General features: G+C 34.4%; 17 protein-coding genes, 6 pseudogenes and 1 other annotated feature. Of the genes and pseudogenes, 9 read left to right on the forward strand and 14 right to left on the reverse strand.

The genetic code is table 11. The features are described 5' to 3' along the window. Positions 1–132: 132 nt before the first annotated feature. The 3 pseudogenes from MKY46_RS12055 to MKY46_RS12065 form a co-directional block, all read right to left on the reverse strand. A pseudogene (locus MKY46_RS12055) lies at positions 133–372 on the reverse strand (DUF6262 family protein); the annotation flags it as partial. A 1-nt stretch (position 373) separates the two neighbouring features. Beyond that, positions 374–667: pseudogene (locus MKY46_RS12060) on the reverse strand (site-specific integrase); the annotation flags it as partial. 728 nt (positions 668–1,395) lie between these two features. After that, positions 1,396–2,657: pseudogene (locus tag MKY46_RS12065) on the reverse strand (IS1182 family transposase); the annotation flags it as partial. Between the two features lie 599 nt (positions 2,658–3,256). Here MKY46_RS12065 and MKY46_RS12070 point away from each other — a divergent pair. The 3 genes and pseudogenes from MKY46_RS12070 to MKY46_RS12080 all read left to right on the forward strand — a co-directional run bounded on the left by MKY46_RS12070 (position 3,257) and on the right by MKY46_RS12080 (position 5,594). Further along, positions 3,257–3,794: pseudogene (locus MKY46_RS12070) on the forward strand (FadR/GntR family transcriptional regulator). 21 nt (positions 3,795–3,815) lie between these two features. Then, positions 3,816–4,664, forward strand: coding sequence for an acetyl-CoA carboxylase, carboxyltransferase subunit beta (gene accD, locus MKY46_RS12075; protein WP_340834350.1), 849 nt, complete (start codon positions 3,816–3,818; stop codon positions 4,662–4,664). Further along, a pseudogene (locus MKY46_RS12080) lies at positions 4,657–5,594 on the forward strand (acetyl-CoA carboxylase carboxyltransferase subunit alpha). Before accD ends, MKY46_RS12080 begins: the two are co-directional and overlap by 8 nt. Before the next feature lie 1,076 nt (positions 5,595–6,670). Here the strand turns inward: MKY46_RS12080 and MKY46_RS12085 are convergent. The 6 genes from MKY46_RS12085 to MKY46_RS12110 all read right to left on the reverse strand — a co-directional run bounded on the left by MKY46_RS12085 (position 6,671) and on the right by MKY46_RS12110 (position 11,103). Beyond that, positions 6,671–6,916, reverse strand: a complete 246-nt coding sequence (locus MKY46_RS12085; RefSeq protein WP_051891720.1) for a hypothetical protein — start codon at positions 6,914–6,916, stop codon at positions 6,671–6,673. A gap of 182 nt (positions 6,917–7,098) precedes the next feature. Continuing rightward, positions 7,099–7,500 carry an iron-sulfur cluster assembly scaffold protein gene (locus MKY46_RS12090; protein ID WP_051891719.1) on the reverse strand — a complete coding sequence of 134 codons (402 nt, stop codon included), beginning with the start codon at positions 7,498–7,500 and terminating at the stop codon, positions 7,099–7,101. 9 nt (positions 7,501–7,509) lie between these two features. After that, positions 7,510–8,304, reverse strand: a complete 795-nt coding sequence (locus tag MKY46_RS12095) for a class I SAM-dependent methyltransferase (protein WP_036126264.1) — start codon at positions 8,302–8,304, stop codon at positions 7,510–7,512. Beyond that, entirely contained in the window at positions 8,270–9,505 is a 1,236-nt protein-coding gene (locus MKY46_RS12100; protein WP_080717125.1) for an MFS transporter, read from the reverse strand. Before MKY46_RS12100 ends, MKY46_RS12095 begins: the two co-directional genes overlap by 35 nt. Before the next feature lie 33 nt (positions 9,506–9,538). Then, positions 9,539–10,831: a hypothetical protein gene (locus MKY46_RS12105; RefSeq protein ID WP_036126259.1), complete on the reverse strand. Its 1,293-nt coding sequence runs from the start codon at positions 10,829–10,831 to the stop codon at positions 9,539–9,541. Positions 10,832–10,914: 83 nt separating this feature from the next. Then, a complete protein-coding gene (locus MKY46_RS12110) occupies positions 10,915–11,103 on the reverse strand; it encodes a hypothetical protein (RefSeq protein ID WP_036126258.1) in 189 nt (62 codons plus the stop codon). 320 nt (positions 11,104–11,423) lie between these two features. Here MKY46_RS12110 and MKY46_RS12115 point away from each other — a divergent pair, with 320 nt between their 5' ends. Next, positions 11,424–11,627 carry a helix-turn-helix domain-containing protein gene (locus MKY46_RS12115; RefSeq protein ID WP_051891718.1) on the forward strand — a complete coding sequence of 68 codons (204 nt, stop codon included), beginning with the start codon at positions 11,424–11,426 and terminating at the stop codon, positions 11,625–11,627. A gap of 2 nt (positions 11,628–11,629) precedes the next feature. Next, positions 11,630–12,295: an Rgg family transcriptional regulator gene (locus MKY46_RS12120; RefSeq protein ID WP_036126255.1), complete on the forward strand. Its 666-nt coding sequence runs from the start codon at positions 11,630–11,632 to the stop codon at positions 12,293–12,295. 1,563 nt (positions 12,296–13,858) lie between these two features. Here the strand turns inward: MKY46_RS12120 and MKY46_RS12125 are convergent. Beyond that, a pseudogene (locus tag MKY46_RS12125) lies at positions 13,859–14,391 on the reverse strand (flavoprotein); the annotation flags it as partial. A gap of 310 nt (positions 14,392–14,701) precedes the next feature. Here MKY46_RS12125 and MKY46_RS12130 point away from each other — a divergent pair. After that, positions 14,702–14,848, forward strand: a complete 147-nt coding sequence (locus MKY46_RS12130) for a YrzI family small protein (RefSeq protein WP_340834354.1) — start codon at positions 14,702–14,704, stop codon at positions 14,846–14,848. 593 nt (positions 14,849–15,441) lie between these two features. Continuing rightward, complete coding sequence (locus tag MKY46_RS12135; protein ID WP_036126241.1) at positions 15,442–15,870, forward strand: HEAT repeat domain-containing protein; 429 nt, start codon at positions 15,442–15,444, stop codon at positions 15,868–15,870. A gap of 692 nt (positions 15,871–16,562) precedes the next feature. On the opposite strand, the gene MKY46_RS12140 is transcribed toward MKY46_RS12135, so the two are convergent. Continuing rightward, a complete protein-coding gene (locus tag MKY46_RS12140; RefSeq protein WP_036126239.1) occupies positions 16,563–17,924 on the reverse strand; it encodes an amino acid permease in 1,362 nt (453 codons plus the stop codon). 78 nt (positions 17,925–18,002) lie between these two features. After that, positions 18,003–18,254, reverse strand: a binding site (T-box leader). 211 nt (positions 18,255–18,465) lie between these two features. Between MKY46_RS12140 and MKY46_RS12145 the strand changes: the two genes are divergently transcribed. Further along, positions 18,466–18,741 (forward strand): YqhV family protein, encoded by a 276-nt coding sequence (locus MKY46_RS12145; RefSeq protein WP_340834355.1) that lies wholly within the window; start codon positions 18,466–18,468, stop codon positions 18,739–18,741. Between the two features lie 1,246 nt (positions 18,742–19,987). Next, the gene (locus tag MKY46_RS12150; RefSeq protein ID WP_036126233.1) at positions 19,988–20,866 is read left to right on the forward strand and encodes an epsilon-toxin family protein; all 879 of its coding nucleotides are present in this window, start codon (positions 19,988–19,990) and stop codon (positions 20,864–20,866) included. Between the two features lie 100 nt (positions 20,867–20,966). On the opposite strand, the gene MKY46_RS12155 is transcribed toward MKY46_RS12150, so the two are convergent. The 3 genes from MKY46_RS12155 to MKY46_RS12165 all read right to left on the reverse strand — a co-directional run bounded on the left by MKY46_RS12155 (position 20,967) and on the right by MKY46_RS12165 (position 24,769). Further along, positions 20,967–21,965: an HAAS signaling domain-containing protein gene (locus MKY46_RS12155; protein ID WP_340812696.1), complete on the reverse strand. Its 999-nt coding sequence runs from the start codon at positions 21,963–21,965 to the stop codon at positions 20,967–20,969. Further along, positions 21,952–22,302, reverse strand: a complete 351-nt coding sequence (locus MKY46_RS12160) for a PadR family transcriptional regulator (RefSeq protein ID WP_036126229.1) — start codon at positions 22,300–22,302, stop codon at positions 21,952–21,954. The genes MKY46_RS12155 and MKY46_RS12160 overlap by 14 nt, the downstream gene beginning before the upstream one ends. A gap of 385 nt (positions 22,303–22,687) precedes the next feature. Continuing rightward, entirely contained in the window at positions 22,688–24,769 is a 2,082-nt protein-coding gene (locus MKY46_RS12165; RefSeq protein WP_340834357.1) for a serine hydrolase domain-containing protein, read from the reverse strand. Between the last annotated feature and the right edge of the window lie 71 nt (positions 24,770–24,840).

Below are 24,840 nucleotides of genomic sequence, written 5' to 3' on the forward strand. Positions count from 1 at the left end.
AATTAAAAAAACATAAGACACCTCGGTGTCTTCTTTAATGTCATCGACACTTCTCCTAGTTAATCCCACTTGCTATTTCTTCCACTAACCTGCTCCGTTAGTTGAACAAGAAGGGGAGAATAACGTTCTCCCTCATAACTTATTATAAACTTCTGCGTAAGCAACTTTCAGTTGTTCCCTTAATTGCTTGTTTTCTCCTTCTAACTTTAGATTTTTTCTTTTTAGAGATGCAATGAGGGCATCTTTATTGTTTTCGTTCATTTCTCGTTTCACTTGTTTTGGTGTAGGTACTTGTGATTGCTGATTTCGTAATGTTTCAATTCTCGAACGAAAGTCCTTATTGTTATATAAGGTTGCTTTTGAAACATCAGCTTGCTTTCTTTTGTTGAAGGGGAGTAACATTTGAACTTTGATAAGGGCTTCCTAACCATCCCACAAAATCAGCTAAATCCTCTAATCGAATAAACTTGTAATCTTTCTCCTTTTCTTCTAAATAGGTATAAAAATGTTTTAAGGAATAGCAATATGTTTTTTGCGTATTTGGACTTTTTCCTGTCTTATCTAAATACTTTAATTATTTCATGACAAGAAGAACAGGGAAGCCATTCCGATCAATTAACATATACCGTTTTGCATTATTTTCTAAAATAACCTCTTGGATACGAATTTTACCCACCGCCTATTGAACATTAGTTTCTAATAAATCGAATGACCGTTCTTAACCATATATTAGACTATTTATACTAGATATTATATATAGAGTTAAGTAGTTTATTATAATAAAAAATAGAGAATAAATGTTCATATATTGAACATATTATTCTCTATTAATTAAAGTCTATTTAATAAAATAAAGTCGCGACGATTATAAAAAAGTTACGATTAAGAACTCAGGTATTGGCTCAGTGGGCCACGTCCGGACGATGCTAGGTACGTGCTTTCCTTGTAGGTCGCCGTTTACATGCTTCAGGATGAGTTTGGAACGGTATCTGTAACCTTATTCCCGCAATTTTTCATCTTGTTCAAGAGTTGTTACTAGAAGATGAATTGCTTTACATTGAGAGAACGCTTGAAAAGCGCTTTGGTAGACCTCAAGTGAAAATAAAACATGCACAAACGACGAAAAGAATATGAAATTGAAGGGAATTTTAGAAACTGCATAAATTTTTATGCAGTTTCAGACTGTAGACAAAAGCCCATCGAGAAGTTCACTCTCGATGGGCTTTTGTCATTTTTCTTCCTATTTTATTTTTAACATTTGGTAATATACTACCAAATTCAACATACTCTTCGAGCTTAGTTGCTCTCTTAAGCTACTTGCCACGTCCAAGTAGCCAGTTTCTTCAAATTCATGGCAGCAAAAGTAAGCATCGCCTGCATGGACAATTTTTTTAGACCTCTTAAGTTTGTCCATCGCATACCATGCTTTTCTTTTGCATCGGCAAAGACACGCTCAATCGTTTCTTTGCGCTTTGCATAAATTTGTTTGATGTCATAAGAATGGCGTAAATGTTCAGCTTCCTCCACATATGACTCCAAATATGGCGTTGAATGAGTTTTTGATGATGCTTACTTTCTGTACATTGGGAAAGGCTTGGACACTTCGCACAAATCAAAGGATTCGATTTATATTGGCGATATCCTTCCTTCGTCGTTGTCGCATACTTCAATATCTGCCCTTGTGGGCAAAGATAACAATTATAGTGCTCGTCATATGTATACTCGTGCTTTCGGAAGAATCCATCTTTCGTTTTGGGACGTGTATACGGAAGAACAGGCAACATTTGATTCTCTAACAAAAAGTTCGTAATCGCTGGTGTTTTATAGGCTGCATCTGCCGCAACAGCGATTGGTTTTTGAACGTTTTGAATGACCCTTTCCACAAGTGGCTGCAATACATGGCTATCATGCACATTTCCCAGAGTCACAATGGCACCTAAGACAGAGCCTTTTTCGTCTGTGGCTGCATGAAAGGAATATGCAAACTGCTTCGTACGTTCATCCTTCACGTAATAGCCACTTTCAGGATCTGTCGTGCTTTCCTTTATTTCTTTCCATTCTTCCTTTTCAAATTTCTCCGGGGGAAAGGGATTTTTTCCGTGTTCTTCACGATCCATATTTAACTCTAATTGAAGTTTTCCTTCATAAGCCCGTGTTTCTTTTCGCACGACCTTTTTATCATACTTCCGTTTATTGGCACTCGCTTTCACATGCGTGGAATCGATAAATAAATGGTCTGCATGGAGGAGTCCTTGATGCATAATCTCTTTTAAAATACGATAGAATATCTGTTCAAATATATCAGTGTCTTGAAAGCGACGGACATAATTTTTACCGAAGGTAGAGAAATGCGGGACTTCTGTATGGAAACCAAATCCTAAAAACCAACGATACGCCATATTCGTTTCAATTTCTTTGATCGCTTGACGCATGGAGCGAATGCCAAAAACATATTGAATAAACGTCATTTTAAAGAGAACAACAGGATCAATACTTGGACGCCCATTAGGTGAATAGAGATGTTCTACTAAAGGATAGATAAATGAAAAGTCAATAGCAGCCTCTAGTTTTCGCACTAAATGATCGTTGGGAACTAATTGATCAATCGTTAACATTTCTAATTGTTCACGTTCATTGGTTTGATTCTTCGTCATCATGGTTGATCACCTCAAAAGTTTACTTTTTATCAATAAATGAATAAGGAATTCTTTATGTAGAAGTTGATTGGATCGAAGGGCGGCGACTCCTGCGGGAAAAGCGGGAAAGTCGAGATCCTGGACTGAGCGAAGCGAGGGAAGCAGCTCGACCCCGCCCGCGGAAAGCGTCCGCCCGTAGTGGAAATCAACGGCTTTACTTTATTTCATTGTAAAAGAAAAAAGACTGTAGGCAAACTCAAAATTCATCGAGTTTGTCTACAGTCTGAAACTGCATAAATTTTTATGCAGTTTTTTCTTTACTTTCAAATAATTATTTTGTAAGATAAAGCCAACTTCAAAAGTGGCCAGACCACTTTTGAATTCATTCAGTAAGAGACGCCATCATCTGAAGGTGGTGGATTTTGTTTCTTTTTAGTAGGTACCCAAACACCTACTGAATGAAGATAAAGCCTTTGGATGCATTGTTTATCTGCGCGAAAGGAAAGCGACAGCAATAATTATTCCAAGGCAAATAGATTGACCGAGGAGTTGATCGTATGGATAAAAAAACTGAACAAAAGAAAGTGTTTTTAGATATCGTCCAATAATTACGACAACTTATTAAAATAGAAAAAACACAGGCTGGTGAAAAGTCACCTTCCGAAAGAGTCTTTTCAGAACGTCTAGGTGTCAGGCGATCCTCTGAGAGAGAGGCATTGCGAAGTTTAGAGTTATTAGGTCTTATTGAAACGAGACATGGGGAAGGTATGTTTCTAGCTTCTACATAAAAGCATCAGCTCGTAGAAATATTGTCAATGTTTATATTAGAAGACATGAAAAGGAAGCCATTCGCATTATAAGTTGTACAGAAACTCTGCGAACACTACCAGTGTGGGGCAGTTTTTTTGTAAAGCTAGAGATAGAAAGTACGATTAATTGTCGGGATGTTTTACGAGAAATAATCATCACGTCAGGAAATCGTCTTTCACTAAAAGTCTAGTTTCAGTTAGCAGTTTATGCTGATGACCGTTTAAATCGAAACTCAACAGAAGAAGAAAAATTATCATTCAAACTATGTTGAAATCGATGCAGCTTGGCTATAAAAAAGAAGCATTAAAAGCTTACCAACAGTGGATGAATGCTGAACAAGGCATTTAGACAACAAAGGGGGAGTAAAACATGGTAATACGTAGCTTATTTAGTAAAAAGAAAGAGGACGGACAGGAAAAGGGATTTCCAGAAGGACTTATGACAAAATGTCCAGAATGCCGTCACATTCAGTTAACAAAGGAATTAGAAAAAAATCATAAAGTGTGTACAAAATGCGGCCATCATTTCAAAATGACTGCACAGGAGCGCGTAGCATATTTCTTAGATGAAGGTTCATTTGTTTCAATGGATGATCATTTACAAACAAGTAATCCACTTAATTTCCCTGATTATGTAGAAAAAATTTCAGTGGCTAAACAACAAACGGGATTAAGCGAAGCTGTACTAACTGGGTTAGGAACTCTTGATGGAGAAGAAATTGTTGTAGCCATTATGGATTCTCATTTCCGTATGGGCTCAATGGGCTCCGTTGTAGGAGAAAAAATCACACGTGCCGTTGAAAAAGCTATTGAATTACGTGTACCGGTTATTATCTTTACTGCTAGTGGTGGAGCGCGCATGCAAGAAGGTATTCTATCATTAATGCAAATGGTAAAAACGAGTGTGGCATTAAAACGTCATAGTGAAGAAGGACTATTATTTATTTCGATCATGACGCACCCTACATACGGTGGCGTTTCAGCAAGCTTTGCTTCTGTTGGAGATATTAATATTGCTGAACCACAAGCATTGATTGGCTTTGCTGGTCGCCGTGTCATTGAAGAAACATTAAGAGAAAAATTACCAAATGATTTCCAAAAATCAGAGTTTTTACTAGCACATGGTCAGCTTGATGCAGTTTTCCATAGGAAGGATTTACGAAACCAAGTAGCAATACTTGTAAAAATGCATACAAAAGGCGGTGTGCAACATGTCTAAAAATTTAGCTTTTGAAGAACCAGTAGTACAATTACGAGAAAAAATTGATGAATTAAAAACGATTGCTACAGAGGCAAATGTAGACATGACAGGCGAAATCGAAAAGCTTGAAACACGTCTAACACAGCTAGAACAATCTATTTATGCCAATATGAAGCCATGGGATCGTGTACAGGTTGCTAGACATCCAGAACGACCAACAACTTTACAATATATAGAAGCTATGTGTGAAAACTTTATTGAGTTACATGGAGATCGTATATTCTTGGAGGAATTGCTCTCTTTGAAGGACAGCCCGTAACAATTGTTGGACATCAGCGCGGAAAATCAACTAAAGAAAATATTAGACGAAATTTTGGTATGCCACACCCTGAAGGATATCGTAAGGCATTACGCTTAATGAAGCAAGCTGAGAAATTTAAGCGCCCAATTATTTGTTTTATTGATACAAAAGGAGCCTATCCGGGTAAGGCAGCCGAGGAACGCGGCCCAAGTGAAGCCATTGCTAGAACTCTCTCTGAAATGGCGATTCTAACAGTACCAGTTATTAGTATTGTTATTGGGGAAGGCGGAAGTGGAGGTGCCATTGCATTAGGGGTAGCTAATCGCGTCTTTATGTTAGAGAACTCAACGTATTCGGTTATCTCGCCTGAAGGGGCTGCATCGATCTTATGGCGAGATGGTAGCCTAGGGAAGCAAGCTGCAGAAGCAATGCGGATAACAGCACCTGACTTAAAAGAGCTTGACGTTATTGATGGAATAATCCCTGAAATAACGGGTGGAGCACACCGCAATGTTGTGAAGCAAGCATTTTATATAAAAGAATGTATAAGCGTCACACTAAAAGCATTGAATTCCCTAAATGGCGAACAATTAATTGAAGATCGCTATGAGAAATTCAGAAAGATTGGACAATATACAGAAGCTTAAATTCATTTTTAGGTTTTTGGACATGTGAATTTGTTCGTAAAGAGAGAAAAATTGTTTCTTAAATAAATTAATATCCCAATGATGGAAGAAAAAAGAGTTGTATTTTGTAATATAGTTTGAGAAAAATAATTTCGCATTTAAATAAAACCCACGCATTTTGATAAAAGTTTGATCAAAATGCGTGGGTTTCTTCTATAAAAAATCAACGTTTGCAACAAACTTTTAATCAAACTTTATTCCAAACCAACATGAGCTAATATCGATTCTATTTAGAAAATCGTGAATTATTTTCAAAAGTTTAGACTTTGATGTCTATGTACAAGCCATTTCGTCTCACTATTATTAGTATACTTTTCAATGAAACATAACTTCCTATAATTTATATTATGTAAACTAAAATTATTTGGCGTGGAGGAGGGCCTTGATTCATCAACTACCCATAATTGTATATGGACATGAACTTGCAGACACTTTGGACATGAACTTCCGGACAGTTTATTTTTTGGACAGGGATTGTCTGGACATTCTTGTCCTTTTTACATCAAATCCGGACATTCTTGTCTTTATTTTTGGACAAGAACCTTTAGATAAATTACTAAAGATTACTTATCTAATTCCATTTTGAGTGTACAGAAGTTCTTGTCCACGTACACAACTTAATCTTAAAGTCCATATACACTAAGTTGTACCCTTAACAACTAAGATGTACCCTATGCAACCTAATCTTACTCCAAACAACTAAGATATACCCTAAGGGTTTAAAAATCTTCTTTATCTAAATAAAAGAACTGAGCGAAAAATAACGCTCAGTTCTTTTGCAAATATTCACTCGATGCCTTTTGTCGAAATCCGAGGGCAAATCCCCTTTTTAACACAACGTTTTCACTTTAATTCGTTCTCAAAGCGCTTTCGTATTACTAGAGCCCAGACAGTGAATACCGCTAAAACAAATGCTGAGGCGACAGCAATCTGCAACTTTGAGATTTGAACAATAGCACGACTGAAATTATTAAAACGGATCCAGTAAAACCCATTCCAAAAATCAAAAACGCTAAAACCTTGTTCATCGAATCACCTCATAGATAATTAAAACAAGCTACTGCTCCAGAAATAGTACCAGCACCAAGAACTGCATATGCACCAATACATGCAGCACATATCACTGCAGTCACTGGTGTCGGTGCTACACACGAACCGCCACACGCAACCGCATAAGCCAGCGTACCACCAATACCCATGGCTACTACAAGACAAGCTGCCACTTCGCTTACACCCTTGGTTGACATAGAGGGCTCTTCTGCAAGCAATTCTTCATCCGTCATATAAGCAATCCCAATATCCTCAGAATTAACAAGCGATGTTAACCATGATTTTAAATATTCATCACACTGCTCGCTCTCTATTTCTTTTATAATACTTCTTCTTTTATAATACTTCGACTTATGATACTAGACCTCAAGTTAAGTAAATCCATATATACGCCGACTTTTCAGTTAAAACTATCTTATAATTCTTTATAAATACTTGGTTTAAGCATGTTCAATTCGTGAACTATACACATTACTGTATTTAATGCCAAAGTAGAACATTTAGGTCGACTATTGATAATTTTGGAACCAAGAATCTCTTCTAGAAATCCTTTGCCATACTCTTTAATTTCATCTATAGATTTTCGATTAATTTCTTCTAATAATATCGAAGCGCAAGCGCGTGATAATGTACACCCAAAAGCTTCAAACGAAAAAACTAACTTTTGATCAACATATTTATAATAAATTAAAACAGCATCGTTACAACCAGGGTTACTTGATTCATATATAGCTGCATTTTCTAATTTTCCGTAATTCCGAGGTTTTCTAGCATGCTCTAAAATCAAGTTTTGAATAAATCTATCATTTAAAATCAAATACGCCACCTACTTTTGAGCAACTAATTGTAATCGTCTAAAATTATTATTAAAACGAACATTGCTAATAGAAAAATCTCCAAACAATTTTTTAACGACAAAACCGCTATTTTCTAGCATAGCAATCATTTCAGATATAGAATACATTCTAATGCTATGAGTATTCTCTCTTTCCCCTTTTTCATCAATGACTTTCATAGTTGTATTTCTTCTACTGTTGATATAATCAAATTGATGCGATATACAATAAGTCTTATTTTCAATTGCTACCCAATCTCTATAACTAAAATTTTTCAACATATTATCTCTATTTGGTATATCTATAATAAGAGTACCATTTTCATTTAGTAGCGAAAAAATTTTAGATAGTAATTCTTGATTTTCTAAATCAGAAAAATAACCAAAAGAAGTTTGCATTAAGAGACAGCAATCATATTTTTTATTTGTTGTAAAACTTCTTGCATCACTTGTTATATAATCAACATGACTTTCACTAGAACTCTCTGCAATTTTTATCGTGTTTGGATCTATATCCACACCGGTAACAATATAACCTTCTTCACTTAATCTATTTGCGTGTCTTCCAATTCCGCAAAATAAATCTAACACAGAAGAAGATTTTGATTCTTCCAATATTGATTTAATGAAAGATAGCTCATTTTCTGTAACTTCTATTGATGAACAAGAATAATACACAAGATTCCAATAATCTTCATTGAAATATTCTTTATACCAATTTTCTTTTATCATGTTGGTATTTAAATTAAATTTAGGAATTGAACATACGATTGGTTGATTTGTCATTTTCTTCAACCTTTCTTTTGGTAAGATAATTTATGGAAATTGCAATAGCTAACACTGCAGATAGACCTATTAATAATTTCGGACTAAAATACATAATCAATATTGATGTCAGACTTGTAACTGAAATATTGCAGAGTCTCGCTATTGCATCTCCAGCTGTGATTGCTCTACCTATATACATTGAATCAGCTAATGATTGACCAAGTAAAGAAATGCCAGTTCTACCGATAATCAATCCAAAACCTATAAAAAAGCTTCCTAAAACAATTAAGTATATATTTTCAAAAATCCATAAAATGAAACCAATAGCAAAGACTATACCAGCATAAATTAATAGCTTTTCAAAATTATTTGAAATTCTCTTTTTATTCTTCTTAACGACGATACCTCCAATTAATGCACCTGTACCTTGAATTGAATTAACTAAACCTAGCAAAATTGGAAATGTTAATGTGAATTTAAAAATTGGCTGATTTACAATGCTAGCTAAATATGAATAATTGACTATTACATAAATTGCCAAAGCACTAGTTAAGAATATTCTATTTATATTCAATCTTAATAGGGGCTTGTTTTTATACAAGTATACCCATCCTGAAGTGATTTTTCGCCAAAATTTCTCCGGAGTAGAATCGCTAACTGGTGTATCTTTTGGTATCTTCATTATAAAAAAAGTTGAAATAATAAAAGCAGTTAAGTTTATTACAAATGATATACTTGGTGTAAGAATCGCAATTAATATTCCTGCAATTGTTGGACCAATTAAACTAATTAAAGATAAATAGCTTTGAACAGAGGAAACTATTTCTAGTCTTTCGTCCTTATCAAATTGAGATTGAATATACCCTTCTCTTGAAGGATGAAAAACAGAATTGCAACAAGAAATAAGAAATACAATTATATATACAAGCCAAAAATTTTCTTTAGAAATAAAAAACAATGGAGTAATTAAAAATACACGAAGTATATCACAAATTAACATTAAATGTTTTTTCGGAAACTTATCTATAAACCATCCAGCTACTAATCCCATTGTAAAAGTAGCTAAAGCACTAATTGATACTACCCATGCTGCTTGTACAGGCGAACCAGTAATTTGAAAGGCTAAACTTGCTAACGCAATCATTAAAAACACTTCACCGACGGATGCTGCAACTTGTGAAATTAATATATTTCTATATATACGTATATTTACTCTTATAACATCTTCACCGCCATGAAAAAATCGTGTTTATTACAATCTGATAAAATTGTGCTCTTCTAAAATCTGACATAAACCACATAAACCAACATCCTTATATTCTCGCTCTATAATTTCATACTCCGGTTGATATGAGATTGAATACGTTCCTGTGCAATTTTCACATTGCTTATATTCATTTGGTACCAAATGCTTTAATGTTGTTTTTTGGGAATTCAGCAATTGAAGGCCTGCACCTGGTAGAATTGTCTCGATAGTGTCTGCAATTAAATAATATATATCTCTTGATAACGAACCACGTTCAAATTCTGAAGGACTTTCTTGGCGATTATGACTTGGCGTTATCGCTTCTAAATACAAAGTTAACTCTTTTTTTGAAATCGGCCATAAAGGATAAATAATATCGAAGTCTCCAAATTTTCGATTAAATGGACCATTGAACGGAAACCCTACAAAAATACATTTAATTATTGTAGACATCAAATCTTCCTTCATTAGTCCATATGAAAGCTTTTTAAAACCTTGTTCTCTTGCTGCTTTCTCAACCGCCGATCTCATAATAATATGTGTGCCAGCAATTGAATACGATTTATTGTAATCATATTTTATAAAATCAAGTACTTCGTTAGGGTCTTTTTTTAATCTAAACTGCTCTTTGACTTGATCATTTGTAATAAGATTATGTTCAAAATTGAACCTTTCAGCAATTTCTTGAGCGAACCTTGTCTCTTTTGGTTTCGAGAATGTATTTACATGGAATGAACTCATTGTATGATCTGGAAAATGTTCTCTATTTCGACTTAAAAAATATCCTAAAGATAAACTATCTCTACCTCCAGACATTGCAAGAGCTATTCTGTCATTTTTTTCAATTAAACGATTCATCATTATTCCATCAACGAAAACTTGATCAAGATATGAAACAAACTCTTCTTTATTAAATGATGTTTGTGTTGCAGTATAATCACCATCGTAATCATTGTGCAGGAATAGTCTTTTTGTGTAGTAAGCATCTTCTGTTACTTTAATTTTTCCTGAAATTAATTTTGTATCCCATAATCTTAGTAAAGATAAAAAATCAGGGAGATGATAAGCCCTTACCATTTCTACAACATACTCAGAACTTTCTTGTATTCTTTCTTGCCAATCGTCAATAATACTTCCATCTTTTTTTACAATTACAGCATCGATTGGAATATGATTTTTATTTAAAAATAATGAAATCGGTTCATCTATTACGCCTTCAATATTGAATCTTCTATCTAATCTATCTTTAAATTCGATAGGTTTTAGTTTAACAATAGATTTTGTTCCAACACTCTTCATAACTAAACTCCTCCCAAATTGTAAAAGTAGCCTAAGTACGAAAAAACTTAAGCTACTTATTACAATATATGTCTTTGGTAAAACTATAAGTGCATTACATGGTTTTCAGAAAAATTACAATTTGTTTCTTCATGCACCATTCTTTGTTCAAACATTTCCATAACTTCAACTAACGTTAAGGCTTTCGTATTTGGTGAAACATGTAGAACAGGAGAAATTACAGAGTTTGAATTTGAAAACTCATGGATTTTTAATACAGCTGTTGTACCCAATCTTATCACCCCCTTTCGTTAAAACAATAAGTGGAATGTTCAATAAATAAGCGGATCATTTAATTTAAAACAATTTACTTTTAGGGTAAAGCAACCAAAAAATATATGAACCTTAAGATATATTCTCTCTTAAAGAATTAAATGATTGTAATGTCTACTCCAATTACAACTAAAATTCCTAATGCTAATAATATTAACCTTTTTAATGTTCTATATTTCATATTTTTACCCCCTTATATTTACCATAAATATACTATATAATAGGTTTTAATACACATAAATTGTAATATATTATAATTATTTATAAGGGATGGTATATGATGGGTTATAATATTGGACAGTCATTCAGATTGATTAGAGAAGGACGCGGCTATTCGTTAAAAAAAATGTCTCAGAACATTGTCTCTTTTTCTTGTTTGAGCAAGTTTGAAAAAGGTGACTCAGACATTTCACTTGATTCTTTTATTAAACTTGTTGATCGTTTAAATATTGATGTAGAAGAAATTTTTTTTTTAATGACATAGAAGTGAATCCCTATAAAAAATTTATTAATACACTTTCATATTGGTATATTGCAAAAGATTTAGACTCACTACATGAAATGAGAAAATCCGAATCAAACCTTTTTTTAGAAACAAAAAATGAGTATCATAAATGTAATGCAATAATTATTGCGGCTCTCATAAAAAATTTAGACGCTTCTTTTGAAATTTTGGATTATGAAAAAGAGTTTATTACAGGGTATATTATGAAATGTGAAATATGGACAAGTTACGAAATTTCTATATTTGGCAACACTATTGAAATACTTAATAGTTATACCATATCTACTATCGTCAAAGAATTAGAGACATATATGAACACAAAAAAAGTTACTCAAAAAAATTTTAAAAACATAATTAATCTCTTTCTAAATGCTTGTATCATCTTTATTCGCAGAGAAGATTTTACCTACGCAGAAAACACTCTAAACATAGTAAAAAAATATCTTCAGCCATTTTTATTTTTTGAAAAAACTAGAAGTCTATACGTTGAAGGATTAATTCTAATGGCGAATCAAGAAATCAAACGCGGTTTAGAATTAGTAAACGATAGCATTTATATTATGAGTAAACTAGAACCAAAGTTTGCGGAAGAACATGAAATTGAATTAAAAAAATTTAATTTACAATTTGGCGTTAATATTGAATAAATCTTAAAATAACCAAAATCCTAATATGTTTACGGACCTGAAAAATGAGACAAATAAATACCTTTCCTTGAAAAATGGGTATTGTACCTATCAAATCAACGTGGTGGTGTTTTTATATTGGTACAAATACCTATATTTCAACCAAATATTTCTGTAAGAAGGCGAAGTTGAACGATGATGCGTTCATTTATATATGTTTTTATATCAAGTAAAACCATTTGACCGTTTTTTATCGCTGTAGTATTATTCTGTTTTTAAGATTACTCGTATATCGATTTTAGTGAGAGTTAACTGGAAATCCAACCAATTGACTCAATCTAGGGAATTTATGTATTTGGAGAATCTGTATTTTGAAGTTCCTTATAATTTTCATGTGAACGATAACTCTCCTTTTTTACGATAATGGGATGACTTTGTACAGATAATAATTATTGTTTAATACGATATCTGGAGGTTTTATACTTGCAACTACATGCAGCCATTCATGAATTTGTTTTGTCTATTGAGATTGAAAACGGTTACGAGTTATGAATACGATTTATAGCTCTTCTTAACCTTTTTAACGGACCATGGCTGTTCAACCTGTTTAAATGAGATTACCAAGACCCAAGTACGTCGCTTTATCCAATATCTATTAGGATCATTAAAACAAAAACCTCGTTCGGTCAACCGAAAAATCTCTTTCTTAAAATCGTTCGCCAACTATTGTTTAATTGAACGATACCTTGCTAATGATTTTACGCTCGGGATTGAATCGCCAAAGACCGATGATAAACTGCCTGTCTATATGACATTAACGGATCTAAAGCAGCTATTTGACTATTTAGAACGCGCCAAATCACGTTTTTCGATGCAGAATGAGATAATGTTTAAATTGTTAGCAACAACAGGTTTGAGGCGTTCTGAGCTCGTTTCATTTAATTGAACTCTTTTCTACATCAATTAATAAAGACTTTGGTGTTGCTTTATAAAGAAGTTTGTTTTAAAATATCTTACAACTTTATTTTAAGGCAATTAGATGACGGCGTTTAAGGCAGTCAGTTTAAAAAGGGTTGATTGTCCAACTATCAAAAGAAGGATAAAAAAACAAGAGCAGCACAACGTAATGATATTGTGTCTGCTCTTGTTTTATGAGTAGTTTCCTTTAACATGGTTTATTCGCATGAGAGGACATCTTTTATATTTAAAAACTTTACATTAGTGGCCACATTTTATATTCCCGACTCTTTGGAATTCCCGTTTTAAAATCAACAATATATGTATTTATTCTTAACGAATTTGTTTAATGATTTTGTAAAAACTAGCTAAGTTCATCACTCTTATGAATAATTTTAATAAATATAGGACAAATCTACATTAAACGATAATTAGTTTTTTTTAAACGAACAATCCCCTTTTGAACGATAATTTATAGGAACTATCCGATAATTAGAAAGCTGTAACTCAGGTATTTATATTATGTAAACTAAAATTATTTGGCGTGGAGGAGGGCTTAGACACGTCAACTACCCATAAGCTGTTGTATATATGGACAAAACTGTGTCTCCCCTTTAGTGAATTTGTTTAATTGGCAAGATTTATACTGCATATACTGTTTAAGGTAACTCCAATTCCACACGTTTTGAAGCTTCTTCATTATCTGATAAATAAACTGTTATTGAACGAACTTGTTCGTAGCCAGTTGCCATTAAAAATGTTGGTGCGTCCGTATCTTTTAGCTCCGACTATTATATAGAAGTCCTTTTCTGGTTGGCGCAGAATTTCTTCTCCATGCACTCTTACTGTGCCACAACTATGCTTCACCACCATAGGCTTCTGCTACAAATTTTTTACGCATAATCCACACTAGCTTTGTTGCAGGATTCTCTGCTTTGTAATTCAGCGAGTGCCAATAATGTATTACTAGCCGAATGACCACCACCAATAACTGCAATTTACTTATTGACATATCTCTTAGTCTTCTTATTAATGTATAGGATACCAAATTCAATGTGATCTGCTAATGCTTTTTCATTTTATAGCCATCCCCCTGTAGAATTTGCTGGGTTTGGATTTCCCCATGCACCCGTTGCTCTCGCTTCAATAATCAGGAAATCTTAGTAAAAGATGTTTACAAACAACTTAAAGAAAGGTATACTTACAAAGTAATCAAAAAATTCTTAAGGAGGTCGAATGAAATGATCGTTATCGTTAAATTAATGTCATTGGTAGCTACAACTTCAGTAAAAATGAAAATCACACATTCGACCAGATCGGAATGGATCGCTTAAGTTTTTTTGTAATTAAGCATACCCATACCGCAGGGAGAAGTGTGCCCCTGCGGTATTTTTGTGCCTTTTTTCACCGTAGAGGAGTCTCTCTACGGTTTTTTTCATTTTTCATGGTAATTTAAGGAGGTGATAATAAATGATATTAAACTTTTTTGCTCTCACGATAACTATTACAAAACGTAAGATCTCTCGTGAGCAAGCACTTCATAATGAAAATGTGAAAAAAATCTTTGAAGAGAACCAAAGAAAAATTGAAAATTATATTCGTATTCGTCAATATTAATTTTGTTAATTAAAAAACATGGAAGGTGGGAATTGAAATGATTTATATGATCAAAAGACGTCATGCAGTTTTATGGCTGGAGAAAGACACAACCACCAGATGAAGTAATATAAAGTGACAATATAGCTATTTAATTTTATAGTCTCAGTAAAGCAACCCGTTCTAATCTAGAACGGGTTGCTTTAGGAGGCACTTTTTAAGCGATGTTTTATACATACAACTTGATGTAATTTAAGAAAATGCTGAATTACAATGTTAGGGAAATTCTAATTCTAAAAAGCGTAATTCCTCGATACTAAAATTGAACTTGGCATTTTTTATCTTAATTCCATTATTCCGTTAGCCATCCATGTAGCGCAAAAACAGCGCCCCATTGTGGAAGATCCTAAGCAGATGTCTTCTTAAATTAAAGCCCTCGTTAGTTTAAGATAGTACATAATTATAATAAGGTTCACCTTAATGTAGTTAGTTTCCATTATAATATATATCCTTACCAGCGATTTATCGCTATTTTCATTAAGACAACGTATAATAAGAGAAGCAGAAGAAAAAGAATTCATTTTTCCTCTAGTTAAAAAAAGAGGTGCAATTATTTGAAACAGTTTGAAACAGCATTACCTGAGCAGTATGAAACATTAAAAAAACAGGCAAATTATACGTCTAGCTGGCGAGAGCGTTTAGACGCAGTCGAAAAGTTATCGGCTTATCAACATGACAAAATCATAGATTTATTAATAAATCGTATGCAACATGATACTGTCTACAAGGTGCAAGTAGCAGCCTATGAAGCACTTGCGGCGCTTGGCGAAGACGTAGAGAAGCCATCACCTGCACGTTTTGATATTATTAAAGGAACAGACAAAATTTTCCTGCGGGTTAAAAAGAGCTTGCCGAAGGATCATACAGTGGCAGACTTTGCGGATAAACTAAAACGTATGCGTTTAGATGTCTTTGATGCGTATGAAGGCGATAAAGGTGTACAATTTATGAACTGGTTAGAGGAACGTTGGGCAAAATTGTAATCAGTAGTTTTGCGATTTATGAAGGAAAGTCATTCTCTCCACTTGTGGAGGGAATGACTTTTTCTTATCTTACGCTGCGGTTCATCGAAACTAATATTAACTTGTATTACTTCTTTTCTTTGATCATCTATCTTTATTGTTTAATGATAAAACAAACACCTTAACGATTTTCTTTAAATATGTTACTCAAGAAAATGGCCCGATTGTAAAGTAACAAGTTAAACAACATTCTTCAAGAAAAAGATGGTTGCCTACCCTACCCAACTTGAAGTCGTTGCTAGTTCAAAAAATGTTGGCAGATGACATTTAAAATTGTCTTAGAAATTAATCAAATAGCCTCCATTTTTAGAGAGCTATTATTTATCAATATATTAAAAAAGGGTAACCTATCACCCATAGAACCCTTCCAATTTCTTTTTACAATCATTTTATTCAGATAACACACTCTGTATAATTACTATCGTAGCCCTTTCCATAAAAAGCTGTATAAACAATATTCAAAGGAAAATCCAAGAAATGTTGGTTTAACAGCATTTCTTGGATTTCGGTTTCTTTCCAAACTTTCATTTGATATTGTTATTAAACGTTTACTAGTGGATAAAAATTATTAATCTTGAGATAGGTGTAACCAATCAAGCAAACTAAAAGGACTGTCTCCGTTGAAGAAGTATCATTTAAATGCAATGATTCAACTACTTTTTAATATTTATTACTTTATATCCAATAAATAAGATTAAAAACCAAACTGGAGCGACATATAGGGCAACCCGCATATCTGGAATAAACGCCATTAACACAATAACCATTAATAAGAATGCAATGGCAATGTACGTAGAAAATGGATAAAGCGGAATTTTGAATTTCAGTTCAGCTACTTCCTCTTTCGTTTTTGACTTTCTAAATTTCAATTGTGCTAATAAAATAATCATCCAGCTTGTAATGACTGCAACTGTCGCAACAGCAGAAATATAGATGAACACTTTTTCAGGTACTACATAGTTTAAGACAACCGCCATTAATAATACGGCTGAAGAAAATAAAACGCCTCTATGCGGACTACCGTTTTTGCTTACTGTTTTAAAATATTTCGGGCCATTTTTTTGTACCGATAAGTTGTGTAGCATACGCCCTGAACCGTATAAACCACTATTAAATGCAGACATTGCTGCTGTAATAACAACAAAGTTAATAATGTGAGCCGCAGCAGGGATGCCGACATAATCGAAAATTTGAACGAACGGGCTACCTTCTGAACCAACTTCGTTCCAAGGATAAATAACCATCATAACGCCTAATGCACCAATATAGAAAATTAAAATACGCCAAACGATGTTGTTAATAGCTGAAGGAATGGATTTGCTAGGATTTTTAGCTTCTCCTGCAGAAATACCAACTAATTCAACCCCACCAAATGAGAACATAACCAATACTAGTGACATTAAAATACCATGGAAACCGTTTGGCATGAAGCCACCGTGTGCCCATAAATTATCGAAGCCAATTGCTTCACCATGGTTGCCAACACCGAAGAAAATAATGGCTAATCCTAGAACGATCATACCGATAATCGCAACAACTTTAATCATCGCAAACCAGAATTCAAATTCTCCGTAAGCTTTTACATTTGCTAGGTTTACAAGCGTCATAATAACAAGGACTACAAGAGCAGTTACCCATTGTGGAATATCAGGGAACCAGTAGTTAATGTATACACCGACTACTGTTAATTCTGCCATGCCAACGACAATCCACATGAACCAATACGTCCAACCAGATAAGAACCCCGCAAAGCGTCCTAAATATTTATTCGCGTACGTACTGAACGAGCCTGATACTGGTTCCTCTACTGCCATTTCTCCTAATGCACGCATAATTGTGAAAATAACTAATCCACCAATTAAATAAGCTAGTAGAATAGATGGTCCAGCCATTTGAATTGTTGAACTAGAGCCATAAAATAAACCGACCCCAATTGATCCACCAAGTGCAATTAATTGCATGTGACGAGTACTTAATCCGCGCTTTAGCTGTGAATCTTGATGATTATCTTTCATAATGTCTTACTCCTAATACGTTTAGATTTTCAAATACTTGCTCAAAAAAGGAATAAAAAAACGCCCTTTTGGATTAACCAAAAGGACGATTCAACTCGTGTTACCACCTTTAATTTATAAGCAATTCACATTACTTACCTTAAGAAGTACGGTCATTTGACGATACTCTCGCACATGATTACGGGTGCTTACCGACGTAGCCTACTTAGAATAATCTTTTCGGTACGCAGCTCCAAGATGAATTCCCAATCGTTTTACATGCACCTCTCATCAACCGGTAACTTTCTGTTCGTAAAAATAATTGATACTATTTCTTTTCATAGCCTTTGCTCTATACAAATATTTTTGAATTATTTTTCATTTTACACAAAAAAAATATTTTGTCAATAAAATTTTTCAATTAAAGCTATAAAGCATAATATAACAAGAATATTTGATATGAATCATACATATATTGATTTTAATATTTCATTAAAACAGAAGTCTATTATGATCCTAAGAAGGATTTATAATATATGCGAGAATTATCTATAAAGATAGGATGATGTCAATTATTGAAAAATCGGTTCTTGCTATGGTTATTTTACGTGTATTGTCTGGAAGTATTGAAGTAAGTGCTGGCTTATTGATGCTAAAGTTGAATAATTTAGAAAAAGCATTCTATATTAATACAATGCTTGCATTGGTTGGTCCAACAGCTTTAATCGTAACGACAGCAATTGCACTATTTGGACTAGCTGATAAAATTCCTGTGACGAGAATCATTTGCTTATTTACGGGAATAACACTTATTATTATTAGCTCACATATTAAGTAATATAGACATTCCGCGTTCTAATGCTAATTAAACTCTTTCTTACAAACATCACATTTATGAGGCATACCTTTTCGCCCTTTTTAAACAATATCTTTTAGATTATTTAGTTTGCTGTAGCGTGTGACGACGCTGCGTTTTTTTTTATGTATAAGTAACCACTACCTGCACAAATTTATATTAAGTGTATCGCACGCACTTATTCGGTTGTGGCGTTGGTTGACCGCCACAACCTCCCTCATTCAGGGTCACCGTAACTCAGTGACCCTTTTCTAATTTCTATTGTCAGATTGTTTAGTAACATTACACTGCATCAGGCAGTTTTCTACTTGAATAAAGAATGCATCTATAAAGCTATTTCTTTCGGCTTAACATCGATCAACAATATTTCTTGACCTCTACCCATGTTGATAAATTCTTTGTTTTTGTCAGTTGTACTCTGCATCTTTCCTAGTCCCAAAATCCACTTAAATTATTGATTGCCAGTAAATTAAACTTCTGCGATACAATCCCTGACCTCTACCTCTTATATACACAAAACTCTTCTAGTACTTCTTTTCTTGTTTTGGCTTAGGTTAGATTTTGTCTGACAATTGAAAGTGCTATTAATTGTTACGTTGAATATTTAATTCATCTTAAGGAGAATCTAGATTAAATGATAATTATTATGTAAACTAAAGTTATTTTGCAGTGAGAAGAGTCTTGCTTACAATCAAATTCTCTTATGTACATGACATCTGTATATTGTAAATGGACAAGAACTTTCGGACAAATTTATAAGCAATGCTCATCTAGTATTTTGAGTGTCAGACAATTAAAATTCAACATATTTTGTCATTACCCATGAGTATGTCCTATAAAGGTTCATCCCCTGATAATGCCACTATTTCATTTGTAATTTCTTATATGTTTTATACATTTTTTGTGACAAAAAATGAGTCTCGTGGTTTCTTAAAAGTATAAAACATAGTACCAAACTCCCGTTTTACATATTTTTTTATAATTTCTATATAAATATATAAGTGTAAATATGCTTGATTTAGATGTATTTAGCTACATTAATAGCATATTTGCTTAGTTATGTGATTGATATTATTATCTTCGTGAAAGGAAAAAACTTCAAAGGAGAAGATATGGTGAGAGGAAAAAACAGCACTTACTGTAGCATCATCTAGCGTAGGGCAAATTAATCATTATAAAATTGGACGCTTCAAGAATTAAAAAATGAGATATTGGAGAGTGAAGAAAAATGAAAAGTAACAAGATAATTTTGTGTGCTATGATGACAAGCTTTTTGTTTGTAACCGGTAATATATATACAGCAAAGGCTACTGAAATTCCTGAAAATACCCATAATATTATTAAACAACAAGGTGTATCAATCGAAGATATTGATAAAAAAATTGATAATATGATAGCTAGTATCCCACCACTTTTTGGCTTTTTACCATATAATCGTTTTCCTTATATGTTTGGAGAAAGTGTTGATGTTTCGGGGATAAATATAGAGAACACTAATGTTACTAGTGTCGTTCCGCTGTTTATTGGTTCAAATACATTTGAAAATAGAACTGATCGACTAATAACCTATAATACTAGCTCTTTTAGTAAATCAATTACAGATTCAACAACTACTCAAACCCTACACGGTTTTAAGACAGCCTTTGAAGCATCAGGTAAAGTTGGAATTCCCTTAGTAACTGAAGGGCAAATTAAAACGACGCTTGAGTATAATTTTTCTAATACTGATTCTACCACAAAAAGTGTGACTACAACTTACACAGCAACTCCACAACCTATTCCAGTACCACCATATACAAAAACTAGAACAGATGTATACTTAAATCAGGTATCTATCTCTGGAAATGTTGAAATTTATGCAGATGCTATTACAGGTATAAAAGCTGAATCTTCTGGGACAGTAATTTCAATTGGTGCTGGTCTTGATTTAGCTAGTAACACTTATGGGCTAATTAGATCTCCAAAAGACCCAGATCGAGTACGGGCAATAGGGAGTGGGAAATTTAACTTAATTCATGGGGCAGATTTTTTTGCCATAACATATGACATAACATATGGGGAAGCATCTGCAAGAATAATAGACGTCAGAGAATTTTCTTTAAAATAATATTAAACTTTACTTAAAGATGGGATTCCTATGGCATCCCACCTTTTTTAAGTAGTTCTATTTTGGAATAACTAACTACTCTTTTATAAACAAAAATGAATTAACGGATTCGAGCCTTACGGAATCCATCGAAGATACTGAGTGTTGCAGATAAAATGAATACGATGATGACGCCGACGACTATCCATATTTCCAATTGCTTAGTTGTTATGGTAAATAATTTACTCATGTACGTTATAAATTCTTGGTTCATTAAATTTGGATTGCTTAAGATAACAATGAATACAACGGTTGCGAAAAGCTCAACAATAGTATTAAAGATTGCCATTTTTTTCGTCCATTGTCCTTTCAATAATTTGTAGAGAGCTAACCCAATTTCGAGAGCGATGACAGCGATAACAATTGGCCAATAACGAAGTAAAACATCCTGATTGAAAGCTGGCATTACGAAGTTGAGGCCATCACCACCGCCTTCATATATACCTACAAGGTGATTTGCATAAAAATAAAGAGTTGCCCAAATCGCCGTCCACATTAAATAGCCAAATACTTCAAGCTTCGTAATCGCTTTTTTCTTTGGAATATAAATAATATTTTTCAAATCTTCAGGGGTCCATTTTGTTAGGTTTGCTGACAACGGATGCTGATCTTTTCCTTTATCTGTTCGTTCAATAATGACGAATACGAGTGTTAGCCAGAAAAAGACATGTATTCCTACTTCGATGATTCTCCATATTCCTTCACCCATAATCGTGAGGACGGCATTAATAATCACTTCTTCCCCACCAAAACCAATAAAGTATTCGGCAATAATCGAAATTAACGCAATGACAGCGGCAATTGGGACAATCATTTTTAATAACGATAAATATACATCAAAATAGCGTGGACCAATTAAATGCATTGGTTGATCTCGATAACCACTCGCTAATGCTGCTGGGTTCCCTAATTTTTCAAGTACATCCTTTACATCATCCTCACTGTAATCGTCAGGTAGCATATCCTCAATGGTTGATCGTAACTCAAGTGCGATATCCTCACGATTTTTTTCAGGCAGCCTCCGAGTGACCTCTTGAATATAAATCTCAGTCAGATTCATCTTGATCATCATCTCCTTGTAATAACTCATAAAGTTCTTTTGAATTGTTAATCCATTCTCTTTTTAATTGCAAAAATACCTCTAATCCATAGTCACTTAATACATAATACTTACGCGGTCTACTCTCTGATGTATCCCAGCTGCTCGTCACTAACTCTTGTTTTTCTAAACGGCGAAGCAATGGATATAAGGTACTTTGATCGATGTTAATGCCCGCTTCCTCTAATAATTGAACAAGTGAATACCCATACTGGGGTGTTCGTAATTGACTTAAAACGGCTAATGTCAGCGTTCCTCTCCTAAGTTCTGTCGTTAATGAATTCAGTAACGTACTCATTCACTCACCTCAATTCCACTTACTATATGACATACACTGTATAACTTATACTATGTATCGTACACTATTATTGTTACAACAACAAGCAAATTCAAATACCCTTGTAAGAAATAACATGAAAATGATTTAAAAGAGTGCATAAAAACAATGTTTATATTCTTTGTTAAGAAAACTAAAAAAGCCCAATTTCTCTGAATTGTAGGAGAGAAATTGGGCTTTGACTGCTACACAAAACTTGCCGAACTGTTGCATAAGATAGTCGAGCTTAGTTTAAAATGATCAGTCTTTATATAAAATTATAGAAATGATAGATAAATAGCATACGTGATTCGGATCGTCCTGGCTTCATCTAGTCAATATTAAACATTTTTGTGGAAGTCCATAGTTAGTTCAGTGTGATAGCAAACTCCGAGTTCGGCGCACCAGCAAATACAACAGTTCCATTCTTCGGTAGCTTTACTTTGTTATTGCCGCTTACAACGGTAAAATTCACGCATACGCCCTTCTCATCATAAACCGCAAACGAACTGTTCGATGACAATTCCACGTTCATTGTTTTCCCAGCTATCGCTTGTGGGATCGTAAACCATTTCGCATGTCCTTTTGCTTGCAAAGTTACTTTGGATGACTGCCCTGTATAAAGCGGTTTTACGTTAGTTCCACTTACGTATAAAAATCCGGACATTTCCATATATTCATTCCCGCCTTCCGTATAGAAACGAGTCTCTGTCATATCACGGCCATTCATCACTGGGATTTGAAGCTGATGCGCCGACATGTTTGGACCTATAATTTTTCTGCCCTCCCAATAGCCCGCTAGGTCTTCCTGACGATTAATTTGTTTGGTAAGCAGCATTGGTACGAGATATTGAGCAGAACTATATTTTTCGTTCACAAGATAGAACTTCACGCCCTCCCGTTTCTTCCATGCAGCAGCAGTCTCCTTCGATAGTACATTGTCTTCAAGCTTCTCAGCTAAATATTGAGTCATCGCAACTTGCCCAAAACCTGGTGCTGTTTGATAGGTGCTCTCTTTTAAATAAGTACGTCCGTTCTTCTCAGTGACAAAGTTGAGCTTGGATGTACCCTCCTCATTAATAAAGCTTCCGTCCGCAGTATATACATACTTTTCTTCGGGATTAAGGGATAAGAACAGTTTTCCGTTCTTCATAATTTCAAGTTTGAAATGACTGAAACTATTCCCATAAAAGCCTGCTTTCTCTACTAGATCTTGAGGCATCTGAGTCGTTACTGGCTTGCCAAAGGATTTGTTTGGCTTAATATCCTTAATTGTGCCCTTCTCTTTAAGTGCAGCAAGCAGTAAGTCAGTCGCCATCAGTTGATTTGTAACACTACTACCGCTGGATGACACCACAGCAGCGGCCATCTTCTGTTCTGGTAGAACGACCAGTGTCGCATGTTGTAATATTGTGTCACCGCCCTTAGCCAAACCCTTTATCCCATATTCACTAAATGGATATAGTTTCACACTATCCCATCCAAGACCATAGTTGAAAATATTATCTCCATCCTCTGGCCACATTCCTTTTTTATATTCCTCTTGCTCCATAGCCTTGACTGCCTTCTCAGAGAGAATCTCTTTTCCCAGTCCCATAAACAATTGTGAGAACCTTACCATATCTTCTGCTGTCGAAAAAATCCCTCCCGAACCAATCAAATTCACTGATTCAATAGGAAGTTGCCCTTGATAGGATGGAAAATAAAGTTCAGCCCGTTTATCGTCTGCCCATTTATCCTGCGATGTTTTCGTATTATTGAGCTCTAGGGGCTCTGTAAAACGTTGATGTAGAAATTCGGTGAAGCTCATACCGCTAACTCTTTCCACCAAAATCTCGGCCAGCGTATAGCCGTCATTACAGTATACTGAGAACGCGCCAGGGTCTGCCTTTAAGCTCTGGTTTGACAACTGCTGTAACAAGGTATCATGGACATAGGTATCATTATCTTTAAATAAAATTGCATTACTATACACAGTTCCTTGTAAGCCGGAGGAATGGTTCAACAGCATACGCGGTGTAATGCGTTTGTATCGTTCATCCTTCATCTTAAAATCAGGAAGATAGTTAACAACAGGAGTATCTAAATCAACTTTTCCTTCATCGACCAATTTCATCATAGCCGCTGCTGTATACACTTTACTGACCGATCCAATTCCATATTGGGTATCTTTGGTTAGAGACTGTTCCCCTTTTAAATTGTCCTTGCCTTTCTGTCCCGACAAAATTAGCTTGCCATTATCAATTAACGCATATTGCACGCTAGCCGTCCCATAGGATTCCGTGAGTAGCGTAGCCTTCTCTGCTGCAATCTTCTCCAGTTTTTGATTAGCTACAACTTGATTAGCTACAACTGTAGTCTTATTGTTAGAAAACGCCATTGCCCCTGTTGGCAGGAACATCGTTAGCGCTAATGTAGCAGCTAATACCCCAGATAGTTTACTTTTCATAACAGAATTTCCTCCTTAGATAAGCAATTGATTTCATCGCTTACGGTTATTTGGACCAAAGAGTTCTCTTT

It is taken from the genome of Lysinibacillus sp. FSL M8-0355 (genome assembly GCF_038008985.1).
In the GTDB taxonomy this organism is placed as follows: domain Bacteria; phylum Bacillota; class Bacilli; order Bacillales_A; family Planococcaceae; genus Lysinibacillus; species Lysinibacillus fusiformis_D.